We start from the raw sequence: 13,514 nt of genomic DNA on the forward strand, positions 1-13,514 counted from the left end.
TATGGAAAAAAAGGCAATAAGAAATGCTTACGGCGAAGCTTTAAAACGCCTTGGTGAAATAAATAAAAATGTTGTAGTTTTAGACGGAGATTTGTCTGGCTCTACTATGACAAAGATTTTTAAATCTGCTTTTCCAGAGAGATTTTTTAATATGGGAATAGCAGAACAAAATATTATGGGTACGGCTGCTGGACTTGCTATAGAAGGAAAAATACCTTTTGCTTCCACATTTGCTATGTTTGGGGCAGGACGTGCTTTTGAAATTATTAGAAACTCTATTTGTTATCCTAAACTTAATGTTAAAGTTGCAGTTACTCATGCTGGTATATCTGTAGGAGAGGACGGAGCAAGCCATCAAAGTATAGAAGATGTATCAATTATGCGTTCTATACCTAATATGACAGTAATAGTGCCTTGCGATGCTATAGAGGCTGAAAAAGCTGTATTTGCTGCTGCGGAGTTTGATGGACCTTGTTATTTGAGAATGGCAAGACCTGCTACAAATATAATTACAAATGAAAATACTCCTTTCAAAATTGGTAAAGCTAATGTATTAATAGAAGGTAAAGATATATGTATATTTGCTTCTGGTATTGTTGTACCTGAGGCTTTAGAAGCTGCTCAAATGGCTGAAAAAGACGGAATATCTGTAACTGTTGTTAATATACATACTATAAAACCTATAGACAGAGAATTAGTTGTTGATATGGCTAAAAAGCATAGTAAATTAATTAGTATTGAAGAGCATTCTATAATAGGAGGGCTTGGTTCTGCTATATCTGAAGTTTTAACTGATGAATACCCTAGCAAATTAATGAGACTTGGTATTAAAGATACATTCGGCGAATCTGGAACTGTTGATGAGCTTATGAATAAATACGGACTTAATGCTAAGGCTATATATGAGGCTTTAAAATAATAAATTATAAAAGATAATATAAAAGGAATAGAGAATAATTAATTTTCTATTCCTTTTTGTTTTATTGTATAATAAAATTTTATTTAAGTCTGTCTTTAAAAAGTTCTTTTAATTTATTTCGGCATCCTCCGCAGGCAGTTCCAGCCTTTGTTTTCTTTACTACTTCTTTTAAAGTTTCAATGCCATAATCTTTTTTGAGTATTTCTATCTCTTCTAATGACAGCTCCTTGCATTGACATATAAACTTATTATCATTCATCAATTTTTATATCACCTGTTTCTTTATATTCTGCTAGTAAGTCTTTTATATCTCCTCGGCAGCTCCAGCAGGTAATTCCAGCCTTTGTGCAATGCATAACATCTTCAAGAGTTGTGAGTTCTTTTTCTTTAATGGCTTCTATTACTTCTTTATATTTTATATTTTTACAAAAACACAATGTGCTGTTTATATTCTTTTGAAACATAGATATTGCTCCCAACATTAAATTAACATTTATTTTAACAGAATAGATAATAAAATCAATATATTTTTATATTTTAAAGAACTTACCATAAGCAAACCATAACTGCAATGTTATTATACCATAAAGCACTAAAGATAATCCAAGAACAACACTTACATATACCGCACCAAGTAATGGATTAAAAGTTAATATAATACCAGCAAGCAGTGTAAGTATTCCGCTTATCATTGAAAGCCCCCATTGATTGTATCCTTCTTTTTTTAATTCGATAGAAGATGATATTGCTACAACTCCTCTTACTATTACAAAAAAAGCAGCTATATAAGGTACAAAAGCACCGCTTATTTGCAGATTAGAAATGATTATAATACCGCATACAGCAGATATTATACCGTCAAGTAAAATCAAAGTAGAGCCTGATTTATGTTTCAAGCCAAAGAAGTAAAATATTGAACTTATTCCAGAGAATATTGTCAAAAAACCTATAATGTAGGCTAGTATTAATACTGTTTCTATTGGATTAAACATTGTAGCTATGCCTGATATTATTAATAAAATACCGAATATTAACCATAGAACTCTTCCTAGTTTTCCCATAATATAAATCCTTTTATTAAAATTTAATTTATAAAATTAAAATTATAAATTAGTGTAAATAATAATTCAATATATAAAAAAGTCAATATAATCAGTTATAATTATTTTTCGCAGCAGTATATTATTTTTACATTTTAAAGTAAAAACTTATATAAAACTGAATTATTTTAATGATATTTGTTCCGATAATATTAGTGATGGATAACGATATTGAATTAAATATAGTGCATACACCTGTTATGCTTAAAGAAGTATTAAGTTATATTCCAGAAAATGCTAAAATAGCTATAGACGCTACATTAGGTGAGGGCGGGCATACTAAAGCTATGCTGGATTTAAATCTTGAGGTTCATAGTTTTGAAAGGGATAGTGCAATACTTGATATAGCTAAAAAACGTTTAAAAAATTATCCTAATTTTCATTACTATAACAATACATATGATAAGATGATGGAATGTCTTGATGAAAAAATAATTGGCAATGTTGATTTTATGCTCTATGATTTGGGAGTATCTTTATTTCATTTTAAAAAAGCAGAGAGAGGGTTTTCTTTTAAAGATAATACAATGCTTGATATGAGGCTTGGTATCAATGAAAAAAGTGCATATGATATTATAAATGGATACAGTGAGGAAGAACTAGAAAGAGTATTTAGAGATTATGGCGAGATTAGCAATGCTAGGAAAATGGCTAGAATAATAGTAAAAGAGAGAGATAAAAGAAAAATAGAAACATCAAAAGAACTTGAAAGCATTATATTTCATAATACTGATAAATCTCAGAGATATGGTAAAATTCACCCTGCAACATTAGTTTTTCAAGCTATAAGAATAGAGGTTAATGATGAGCTTAATATATTAGAAAAGTCTATATTAAATATACCTAATATATTAAAAAATAATGGGGTAGCCGTTATAATAAGCTATCATTCTTTGGAAGACAGAATAGTAAAGAGATTTTTTAAAGAAAATGAAAAAACAAAAAATAAAGACGGCATATTCAAATTGTTAAATAATAAAGTTAAACTTCCGACAAATGAAGAGGTAAAATCAAATCCTGCAAGCAGAAGTGCCAAGATGAGAGCCGTACAATTAATAAAAATATGATAATAAAAAATATAATATTATTGGAGATATGTAAAAAATGACTAAACAGCAGAATAAAAATCAATCAGAAGCATCGGAAAATAAGACATATTCTATAGGCTCTGTGTTTATTGTTATAGTTATATTTGTGATAATTATAAGCATATTTACATTTGCTAGAAATGTTAAAGCTAATGATATATTAAAAGAAATTTCTGCATTGGATAAAGAAATAGAACATTTAGAAAAAGAAGTAAAAGTACTTAGTGCTGAAGAGGCTGAATATTCATCTCCAAACAGATTTATAGAAATGGCTATAATTAACGGATTTACCTCTGTTACAGGGGATAATAATGATATCTTATATTTAAAGATAGAGTCAGAAAATAAAAATCAAAACAATTAATTGAAATTATTTATTTGAATTGTTTACCTTTTTTTTCTCTATTTGAGCAATTAATGCTTTGTCTAATTCTTTAGCACTATTATAACCCATTTGTTTAAGACGGAAATTTTTTGCTGCAGTTTCTATTAATATACATATGTTTCTTCCAGAACGTACTGGTAATTTGATGTATGGTACTTCCGTATTCAGCATATTATATGTCTTTTCAAAAAGCCCCATTCTGTCATACTGCTCATCATCTTTCCAATGTTCAAGTTCTACTACTAAATCAAGTCTTTTTTTATCTCTAATGGCACTCATACCAGATAATCTGCTTATATCAACAACTCCGATTCCTCTAACTTCCATATTATGGTTTATAAACTCATTAGTTTTACCTATTATTCTGCCATCTCTTAATTTTCTAAACTCTACAGTATCATCAGAAATAAGTCTATGACCTTTTGATATTAATTCTAAAGTAGCTTCACTTTTACCGACACCGCTTTTACCGAGTATTAAAACCCCAACGCCGAAAACCTCTACAAGTCCTCCATGAATAGTAAATGATTCTACAAACTCTTCTTCTATTAGAGTTTCTATTCCTCTTATCATATCATATGTTTTTAATTCACTAATAATAACACAGATATTATTTTTTTTGGCTATTTCTAAAAAGATTTCAGGCGGTGTTATGTTATAGGTAAATATACATATAGGAATTTTATAACTAAGCATTTCTTCAAATACATCTGTTTTATTTTCTTCATTAAGAGTAAGTACATAATTAGCCTCGCCCTTTCCAAATATTTGTATTCTGTCATATGCAAAGTCTTTGAAATATTTGAATAATGCCATACCAGGTCTGTTTATATCGCAGCTGAATATTTCATTTTCCATGCCGACAAAACTTGTTAAACGCCTTATTTTTAAGAAGTTATTTCTTTTTTCATTAAGATCTAGAAATTTTGATATTGATACTTTAGGCATTATATTTTCATTTCCTCTTTTGCAATAAGTTCCATAATCTCATCGGGTTTTTCAGCATTGATAAGTTTTTCTAAGAAATGCGGATTATCTCTTAATATTTTAGCTATTGCAGTTAATACTTTCAAATTTTCACTGGCAGAATTTTTAGGGGCAAGCAGCATAAATACGGCAAATACCTTCTTCTTATCTACAGATTTGTAATTTATACCATTTTTTATTGTTGCCACACTCAGTACTATATTTTTTACAGCATCAGTTTTAGCATGCGGTATAGCAATACCATTACCAACTCCTGTACTCATTAGCTGTTCTCTTGCTATAATTGCATGTTCAGCATCATCTTTACTTACAAGCAGACCAGAGCTGTCTAACCTTTCAACCATTTTAGAGAGAAGACGCTCTTTATCTGTCTCTTGTACATCTATCATTATAGATTCTTTATTTATATAATCTATCAAACTCATATATTACTCCCTCCAAAATGGTTTTTATTAGTAAAAATCAATTAAATATCAAACATTCTTATTAATACAAATGAATTGTCAGATTCTTTGTATAATGCTTCTGCCTGTTCTGTGATGCTGCTTATATAAACAACAAATTTTTTATCTGTGTTTTCTGTCAAATATGTAACAGCTTCACTTACATTGTATTCTTTAATAAGATAATTTTCACTTTTACTGGCATCTATATTGTTGTCTGGTGTAACGTTTACTTCATCTATATTCCAGTATTCGTCATTATAATATACTTCCAATACTTTGTCATTATCTTTAAATAAAAATACTGGAAATTTTCCTATTTTTATGCTGTATAGGTCATCGCCTTGTTTAATAGGAAGATATGCCATATATGGCTTTTTATCGCTTTTAAAATGAAGTACAGCGTCTAATTCATCTAATGGTTTTTCATATATACCAGCAGAAGTTATAGAATAAGAATCATCTTCTTCATCGTTTTGTATGCTTTTATCTACAACAGCTCTTTGGCTTTTATCTATGTTTCTTTCTTTTGATTTTCTTATTTCTCTTTCTATTTTTTGAAACATAGCATCTATAGCTACATATAAATCTTTTTCTTTTTCTTTATCATGAAATACTTTTTTACCGAAAGCAATAGTTCCTTGTACAGTATATTCCCCATGCATATAATCACAGATAATATTGGCGTCTATTATTCTATCAGCATGTATTTTGATATTTTGCATCTTATTTGCTATATGTTCTCTGACATTTTTAGTAATTCTTACATTCTTTCCAATAATATTTTGATGCATAAAATCTCCTTTGTATTATCGATTTCTTGATGAAAAAATATTCATACTTTTTCTATACTTGGCTATTGTTCTTCTCGATATATCAATGCCTTCGCTTTTAAGTATTAATCTAATTTTTTCATCACTTAGTTTAGCCTGAGAGTTTTCTATAATTCTTTTAATAATTTCTTTTACGCCTCTTGAGCCAAGCCCGCCATTTATAGCCCTAGAGAAAAAATATTTTATAGAAAAAGTACCCCAGACGGTATTAAGATATTTGCCGTTAGCTATTCTGCTTATAGTAGATTCGCTTAAATTAACTTCTAAAGACATATCTTTTAAAGTTAATGGCTTTATAAACTCTTTGCCGTATTCAAAGAAATCGAGCTGAAATTTAAGCAAAGCTTCGCCTATTTTTAATAAAGATTTTTTTCTTTCATTAGCTGCATTTATGAGGCTTTCCGCTTCTTTCTTTTTTTCTTTCAAAAAGTTTATACTATCTTTACTTTCCTCTCTACCTAATAGTTTAATATATTTTTTGCTAATTTTCAAGGGGGGTATAAAAGTTTCATCTGTTTTTACAATCCAAATTCCATTTTCTTTTAGTATAAAAAGTTCTGGAACTATATATTTTATGGAAGATGTATCATATTCTCTGGCAGGGTAGGGTTCTAATGTTTGTATGAGTTTTAATGCCTTTATAACCGTATCTTTTTCTATACCTATACTTGAAGCTATATAATCATAGTCTTTTTTAGAAAGTTTGTCCAAATAATTTTCTACTATGTCAATAGCAGTATCATATATAAATCCGTTTTCTTTTAAGTCTTCCTTTTTTTTCATTTTTAATTGTATAGAAAGACATTCATTAATATCTTTGGCAGCCACTCCGTATGGATCAAAAGTTTTTATTACAGATACTATTTTTTCTATTTCTGAAACTGAAACATTAAGTATATTAGACATCTCTTCGCTTGTAGTTTTTAGATATCCGTCATGATTTATAAAACCGCATATTTGCTCTGCAAGTTCTATTTCTTTTTTGCTTTTAAAACTTATTTCTATCTGACTTTTCAAATGCGAAAATAAACTTTCTTTTCCATTTGCGGCAGTATTTTCTATTATGGAGTCAATATCTGATGACGATGATTTTGAATTGTACTTATCTTTTATATCGTATTCCAAAAACGGATTATCTTCCATCGCTTTTTCTATCTTTTCTTTTAATTCTACAGCACTTGAAGATATAACATCAAGCCATAGTCTAGTTTGATAGTTAAGCCTTAAATCATTTTTGATAGCCGTTCTTATAGATGTGTTTGCTGATAAAGATGTATTGTTAACCATAAAAACCAAGCGATAAATAATATATCAATGTGCTTATAAATCTATTAGATATTTCTTTAGGGTGTATATTAACTCCAAATCTGTTATGATCCTCCAGTTTATAAAACTTTATATTATCAATTTCTATATCTTCATCATAAAGACTGCAGTTTATTTCTGCTGCTATTTTTAACACATCATCTAATAAATAATATGATACATGCTCTTCAAAATATTCTACTTTCATATCTAATTCTTTTGATAATTTTTCCATATATTCAAAAGATAACTGCTTGTTTTTTAGGCAAACTATAGCATCATTTTCTATATCACTTTCTTTTAGAAAATATCTTTTTAATTTTACCTGTTCTACAGGCTGATTTATTTCATAAAGTTCTAATTGATAAGCCCAAATTTTTTGATAGTCCTCATCTTTATCAATAGGGTGATATAATGTTATATAATATTTTATATTTTTAGGGAGTTCGTATAAATCTTCATCTATAGAAATTAAAGATCCGTCCTCCATATATCTGAAACATTCTATTAAATTATTATCTTCATCATATACACCCCAAATGAATGAAAGAGTGAAATACTGCATAACTGGATTTTCTACAAATACTTCAAAAAAAGTTTCATAATCCCATTTTCTTCCGTTAAACATAACTTTTTTCAATTTCTCTTTCTGATATGTAATTATAGCCTCTAATGAATTACGTATATTAACTAAATCCATTTTTGCATTTTTTACTCTCTCTTCATCATCTCCTTCTATAGCATCTGGAAGTTCTTTTATTATCTTATGGTTAGAGTTATCTATTATTTCCAAATATGAGTCGCTTAAAAGCTGAAGTGTAAAACTTTGTTTGCCGTAATTAATAATTTTGTTTCTTTCTGTATTAAATCCTAAATTTGGAATAACTTTATCAAATAAATTGTCTATAGGTATATTTAAACATTCTGATGCTTTTTCAAATGAATCTATAGCTGCATTTTTTAATTTTTTGTTCTTTGACATATATATAATATTATTTATTATCATAAGAGCAAATTTTTCACCGTTCATAGCTATTGCAGGTATTATATATGCTGCTAAAGATGATTTGAAATTATCATGCCAGTATTCTATTCTATCGTATAAATTTACTATTTGATTATAGTCAGCATAAATGCAGTAGGGGATAATAATATTTTTTTTATTTTCATCAGCACCATTATCTATCCAGTATTTGTATACATTTTCAAGAGCAGCTCTAAAAGAAGGCATGTCAAATAAATCAACAATCTTATCTATATCCTTTATTCTGTACGGCTCTTCAAGAAGCATATATTCAAGAAGTATATATTTCATTACTCTTACAGGTACTTTCGTATTTTTATCCTTTCTCAAAACTACATCAGATATTAATGCATCATCTATAAAATCAATAATATGTTCATAATTTTCATCATAATAATCATCTATATATTGCATTACATCATTTATTGTTTGAAATTTAAAACTTTTTCTGTTATAGTTCCATCTTTTTATGATATTCTTTAAATGAAACTGCACATCCTCTCTATAGGCATGTATAGAGCTTTCTACATATGGTCTGGAATTGTACTCATCTTTTTCTATCAATTCCAAAGCACATTTTAATACTTCTTTATTTTTTAAATGAAGTACATAACATAGTGCTGAGTAATTTGTTATTGCGGCTTTATCTTTTCTATACAGCATTTCTAAAAAATCAGCTAATGCATAACCTTTATGAGCAACTGCTTTCAAAAACTTTTTATCATGAAATAAATCTATTACATAATCAGTATTTTTGTTTATAAGTTTGAGAATATACTGCTGTTTAAATATATATATAGGGTAGCTGTAAATATATGTTATTATTAAATCTTTTAAATCTAAATCATATCCCTCAAGGTATTCTAATACTTCTTTTAACTTTATACTATAAAACTCTTTTCTATCTTTAATCATTAATGGTATGGCAAGATTATAAGGCATAGCTTTTAATAAGGCTCTTACTATTTTTCTTGCCTTTTCATTATAGTCATACATCAATATTATAATTTTTGATGTGAATATTATTTCATTGCTTAATGTAATATTTATATCGTATTTATCTATACTTTCTAATAGTTCAAATATATCATCTGATTTTTTATTATATATTTTTTCTATTTCACTTTTTAGATTTGCGGTGAAATAATCTATACTTTTTTCTAGTACATTTATATCTGCTTTATCATCTTTTGCATTTAAAAGTATGCATGTTGATACCACTTTCATTTCTATGATATAAGGTATTTCAACATGCTTTAATATATCAGAAAGTTTATAAAATGATTCTTTATCATTTTGATATAATAATTTTATTCCGTAAAAAATTTTATTGGAGTTTATTAATATATTATGATCTAAGTACTTTACTAAAAATATAAAATATTTAGGTATTTGAAAACTATCCAAATAATCTAAAAACTCATTAAAATTTTTATCCCGAAATTTAGTTATTAAATTTTTTCTTGTAAGAAAGAATAATCTTACTAAATATGCTAAGTTTATAAGCAAATCTTTATTTTCATTTAATAATTTGTTTTCAAATAAATACAAAAATTTATTTTGAATTTTTTCATCTCTGTCTATAACCAATATTAAAGATAGTATAGCATCTAAATATTCTGCCTTATCACAGTATTCAAGCAGTTTGTCTATATTGCTGTAATCTCCGTAATATATTTTTTGAGTAACCGCCATTAAAGGTATTAGTATATCTTCTTTATATTCAGAAACAATACTATCAGTATTTGAACTGCATATATCATCTATGTAATGTTCAGTTTCTTTTGGGAAATACTTTTTAGCATAATATAAATATATAAATGTGTTCATTTTGGCATTCATTATTTCATTAGAAATAGGGTTAATATTGTATGAATGCCTTTTATATTCTCTGTTCCAATCATTAATTTTTTTTAAAGATATGCATTTTAAGAGAGCTTCTTTTATACTTAATCCAGATACTATATTTATTATAAGTATCTCAAATATATATATATTTTCTATGTCATGCATAGATATAACTTTAAATAGTCTAATTAAGCTGTCATCTTCTTTATTAAAAGTATATAAATCTAATAATTTTGAATATATGCTATGATTATTTGATATTGAATATTCTATTTCTTTAGGATTGAAATCTATATTTTCAGTTTCATTATAAACATATTTTTTTATATTATCTATATATGGGTGTTTTTTAAAAATATCATCTATATAAGTTTTATCAATGCTCATGGGTACAGCCTTAAAATATATATACTATGATACTATACCATATTTTTACAAAAAAATGAATAAAAAATTAATCAATTATGAATACTACTTTACAATTTTTTATAGCATTTTTTAGATTTGTACTGCTCATAATGATACTTGCATCTTCATTTCCTATAACCAAATCGCTTGCAAGTCTTCCTCTAGCTCTCCAAGCAACCACATTATATGGTTTTTGACCTATTATATTTGTAATGTTAGAATTTGTTAGGAAAGAATTTGTAGAATATGTGATATATCCATTAGTAGCAGCTACATTTTTATTGATGTATGCTATACTGTATATTTCATTTCCGTTTTCATCATATACTGTAGGAAATAATGACGGAGTAAATCCTATATTTCTGGCATCTATTACAAGGCTGTCATAGTCTGTACCTGTATCAAAATATGTTATTATAGGCTCTGTTTTATATTCGTTTATATTATTTACCAAATCATACATTAAATTATTTGTAGTGATATCCAAAGCCATAAGTACCTTAACACTTGTTCTTGTAGGGTATGATATTCCAACAAGTCTTGCATTATTTATGGAGCTTACAACTTTCTCTTTTAGTATTCTATTTTCTTCTATTATACTGTAGATAGTATCCTCGCTATTTATAGGAATATTTCCTAGTGTATCATATAGTGTTTTTATAGTTTCTTCTTCTGCCTGCTGCTGTAATATAAGAAGTGCTTCTGGGTGAAGACGAGTATCTGTTAAAAAGTCTGCTGTAGCATCGGCATATATTGTATATGTGGTATAATCAACTCTTCCTTCGCCTGTATTCACTAATATGTTATTATTAGTTACTGAGGTATACTGTGCAAAAAGCAGCATATTTATGCTTACAAACAATAAAATAACTTTAATATTCATATCAACTCCAATATACTGTAAATATTCTCGGTTTATAAAAAAAATACTTAAAGATATTTTTATGAGTTTATCTTCTTTTTTCTAGCTTCTGCACATATGTAGATACATTAATATAGCCGTTATATTTCATAACTTCATAAGCACGAAGCCCTATTGAATTAGGTTCTGTATAGTTTATATTATTATATATTAAATACCTTGCTATATCTATTTTCGTAGCATAAAATACGGCATTTTGTCCCCAGTCATCTTTTTCATTGATATCTACTTTTAATTCTTCTACTAAATATTTTATTAAATTTAAATGCTCATTTTCAACAGCATACATAAGTATTGTTTTTCCTAAAATATCTCTTTTACTTATGTCAGCACCGCTTTTTATTAGTAGTTTTACAGAATATAAATCTCCAGCCTCGCATGCATAATGAAGAGCAGTTTTACCGTTATTATCAGCAATATTAACATCAGCATTATTGTTTATAAGAAGGTTTAATATATATGGATAATTGGCAGATAGTATCAAAGCATTTTCGCCTTTATTATTTGTAATAGTTATATCCGCATTTTTATCTATAAGGTAATCTGCTAAATCATAATACCCTATAGATACAGCTTCCATAAGCAGAGTATTGCCGTTTTTATTTGTACTGTTTATATCATTGTTGTTTTCTAAATATCTGTCTATGCTTGCTATAATATATGGTAATTTATTGTCATGTGTTATGCTGTCAAATATAGTTGGCTTTTTTGGAATATTGGAATACTCTATATTTTTATAATCTTCAGTGTCTATTATATTATCAAATGAATTTGGCATGAGACATCTGCACATTATAATCATTAAAATTAAATACTTTTTCAAATAAATCTCCTAAATTATTTTAATTATATTATTATTTATTTCTAACTTTTTCAAGCTCGCTTAACATAAACTCTAAATCAGATATGACTTTATCTTCCTCTTTTTGATTTCTTAATATATAAGCAGGGTGATAAGTTGCTATAACAGGTACATCTTTTCCATTATTATTGTAGTAATGTACTTTATTTCTAGCTTTCCCGAAAGGTGTTTTTAAGTCAAAATCTATTAAATTACCGAATCCATGACGGCCTAATGCACATATTATTTTAGGATTAAGTATCTGTAATTGACGAACAAAGAAATCTCTGCAATTAGCTTTTTCTTCAGGCAAAGGATCTCTGTTTTCAGGGGGACGGCATTTTAGAGCGTTCATTATATAGTATTTTTCTTTATTGATATTCATTTTTTCAATCCATTTGTCAAGAAGTTTTCCTCCTCTTCCTACAAATGGAAGTCCTTGTTTATCCTCGTCTGCTCCCGGTGCCTCTCCTACAAATACTATATCAGGTTCTTCATCACCGCGTCCGAATACTACATTTAATCTGCTATTACATAATGCCTCACATTTCATACATTTTTCTACTTCACTATATATCTTTTTTAATTCTTCATTTTTTATTTCTTTCATTGATTCCATACCTTTATTAATATCTTTTTCTTCTTTTTTTACTGCTTGCTGTGCTTTTTTGGGATTTCTTAATATTATTTTTTTATTGTGCTGGCTGCATATTACATTTGAGAATTTTATTTTATTGTGCTGTAAAAAATAGCTTTCTATTTTGTTCATATTAATAAATCCTAAATATAATTTTTAAAACATTGATTATATTATATAATAAAATGGAATTTATTAAAAATTTTTATTTTTATTAAATTGCATGATTTTATTTATAAGATTGTATATCTTGTATATTATCTATATTGGAATATTAAAATTATATATTTTTGTTATATAAAAAAAATTACTAGACATCTTTATGCATATTTATCAAAAAAATATATCAAGTGTTTATATCATATTCCATATAACTTGATATATGCCTGTAATGTTTTATTATATCTTTTTTATTTCTTTATATATTCATAAAAAATTATTCGCTCGCTCTGCGTACCTTCGGTATAGTATATGACAAATAAATTTGTTATATGCTCATAATTTTTTTATTTCTTCTATACTTAAGCCTGTTAATTCACTGATAAGATTCAAATCCATATCTCTATCTTTCATATTTTTAGCCATAGATATTGCTTTGTTTTTTTCTCCTTCTTCAATTCCTAATCTTCTTTCTTCTTCAAGCATTATTTGATTTCCGTATAGATACGCTTCTCTTTTATCGTATTCATTCATCATTAATCTATCTTTAATAAAGTTATTGTATCTTTTTTGTACTTCTTCCATTATAGGTTTTTCTTTTACTAAATCTGACAT

General features: G+C 27.2%; 14 protein-coding genes and 1 pseudogene. 3 read left to right on the plus strand and 12 right to left on the minus strand.

The features are described 5' to 3' along the window. Nucleotide 1: 1 nt before the first annotated feature. Nucleotides 2-919 (plus strand): transketolase family protein, encoded by a 918-nt coding sequence (locus tag F811_RS0113365; RefSeq protein ID WP_020005743.1) that lies wholly within the window; start codon nucleotides 2-4, stop codon nucleotides 917-919. A 79-nt stretch (nucleotides 920-998) separates the two neighbouring features. On the opposite strand, the gene F811_RS0113370 is transcribed toward F811_RS0113365, so the two are convergent. The 3 genes from F811_RS0113370 to F811_RS0113380 form a co-directional block, all read right to left on the minus strand. Continuing rightward, nucleotides 999-1,178: a (2Fe-2S)-binding protein gene (locus tag F811_RS0113370; RefSeq protein WP_020005744.1), complete on the minus strand. Its 180-nt coding sequence runs from the start codon at nucleotides 1,176-1,178 to the stop codon at nucleotides 999-1,001. Further along, on the minus strand, nucleotides 1,171-1,383 hold the full coding sequence (locus F811_RS0113375) for a (2Fe-2S)-binding protein (RefSeq protein ID WP_020005745.1): 213 nt from the start codon (nucleotides 1,381-1,383) through the stop codon (nucleotides 1,171-1,173). The genes F811_RS0113370 and F811_RS0113375 overlap by 8 nt, the downstream gene beginning before the upstream one ends. Nucleotides 1,384-1,449: 66 nt before the next feature. Beyond that, nucleotides 1,450-1,980 carry an HdeD family acid-resistance protein gene (locus F811_RS0113380; RefSeq protein ID WP_020005746.1) on the minus strand — a complete coding sequence of 177 codons (531 nt, stop codon included), beginning with the start codon at nucleotides 1,978-1,980 and terminating at the stop codon, nucleotides 1,450-1,452. A gap of 197 nt (nucleotides 1,981-2,177) precedes the next feature. Between F811_RS0113380 and rsmH the strand changes: the two genes are divergently transcribed. Next, a complete protein-coding gene (gene rsmH / locus F811_RS0113385) occupies nucleotides 2,178-3,086 on the plus strand; it encodes a 16S rRNA (cytosine(1402)-N(4))-methyltransferase RsmH (protein ID WP_026364463.1) in 909 nt (302 codons plus the stop codon). 37 nt (nucleotides 3,087-3,123) lie between these two features. Further along, the gene (locus tag F811_RS0113390; protein ID WP_020005748.1) at nucleotides 3,124-3,471 is read left to right on the plus strand and encodes a hypothetical protein; all 348 of its coding nucleotides are present in this window, start codon (nucleotides 3,124-3,126) and stop codon (nucleotides 3,469-3,471) included. 6 nt (nucleotides 3,472-3,477) lie between these two features. Here the strand turns inward: F811_RS0113390 and hprK are convergent, their stop codons facing one another. The 9 genes and pseudogenes from hprK to F811_RS16810 all read right to left on the minus strand — a co-directional run. Next, nucleotides 3,478-4,440, minus strand: a complete 963-nt coding sequence (hprK, locus tag F811_RS0113395) for an HPr(Ser) kinase/phosphatase (RefSeq protein ID WP_020005749.1) — start codon at nucleotides 4,438-4,440, stop codon at nucleotides 3,478-3,480. Continuing rightward, nucleotides 4,440-4,904, minus strand: a complete 465-nt coding sequence (locus tag F811_RS0113400; protein WP_020005750.1) for a PTS sugar transporter subunit IIA — start codon at nucleotides 4,902-4,904, stop codon at nucleotides 4,440-4,442. Before F811_RS0113400 ends, hprK begins: the two co-directional genes overlap by 1 nt. Before the next feature lie 41 nt (nucleotides 4,905-4,945). Beyond that, on the minus strand, nucleotides 4,946-5,716 hold the full coding sequence (gene hpf, locus F811_RS0113405) for a ribosome hibernation-promoting factor, HPF/YfiA family (protein ID WP_020005751.1): 771 nt from the start codon (nucleotides 5,714-5,716) through the stop codon (nucleotides 4,946-4,948). Nucleotides 5,717-5,731: 15 nt separating this feature from the next. Beyond that, nucleotides 5,732-7,042: an RNA polymerase factor sigma-54 gene (gene rpoN / locus F811_RS0113410; protein ID WP_020005752.1), complete on the minus strand. Its 1,311-nt coding sequence runs from the start codon at nucleotides 7,040-7,042 to the stop codon at nucleotides 5,732-5,734. Further along, complete coding sequence (locus tag F811_RS0113415) at nucleotides 7,035-10,319, minus strand: DUF4132 domain-containing protein (RefSeq protein ID WP_020005753.1); 3,285 nt, start codon at nucleotides 10,317-10,319, stop codon at nucleotides 7,035-7,037. The genes rpoN and F811_RS0113415 overlap by 8 nt, the downstream gene beginning before the upstream one ends. A gap of 67 nt (nucleotides 10,320-10,386) precedes the next feature. Continuing rightward, nucleotides 10,387-11,223 carry a hypothetical protein gene (locus tag F811_RS0113420; RefSeq protein ID WP_020005754.1) on the minus strand — a complete coding sequence of 279 codons (837 nt, stop codon included), beginning with the start codon at nucleotides 11,221-11,223 and terminating at the stop codon, nucleotides 10,387-10,389. Between the two features lie 67 nt (nucleotides 11,224-11,290). Continuing rightward, complete coding sequence (locus tag F811_RS0113425) at nucleotides 11,291-12,040, minus strand: ankyrin repeat domain-containing protein (RefSeq protein ID WP_020005755.1); 750 nt, start codon at nucleotides 12,038-12,040, stop codon at nucleotides 11,291-11,293. Between the two features lie 76 nt (nucleotides 12,041-12,116). Further along, nucleotides 12,117-12,872 (minus strand): uracil-DNA glycosylase, encoded by a 756-nt coding sequence (locus F811_RS0113430; protein WP_020005756.1) that lies wholly within the window; start codon nucleotides 12,870-12,872, stop codon nucleotides 12,117-12,119. A 363-nt stretch (nucleotides 12,873-13,235) separates the two neighbouring features. Then, a pseudogene (locus F811_RS16810) lies at nucleotides 13,236-13,514 on the minus strand (Rpn family recombination-promoting nuclease/putative transposase); the annotation flags it as partial.

It is taken from the genome of Brachyspira innocens ATCC 29796 (assembly GCF_000384655.1).
Lineage (GTDB): Bacteria > Spirochaetota > Brachyspiria > Brachyspirales > Brachyspiraceae > Brachyspira > Brachyspira innocens.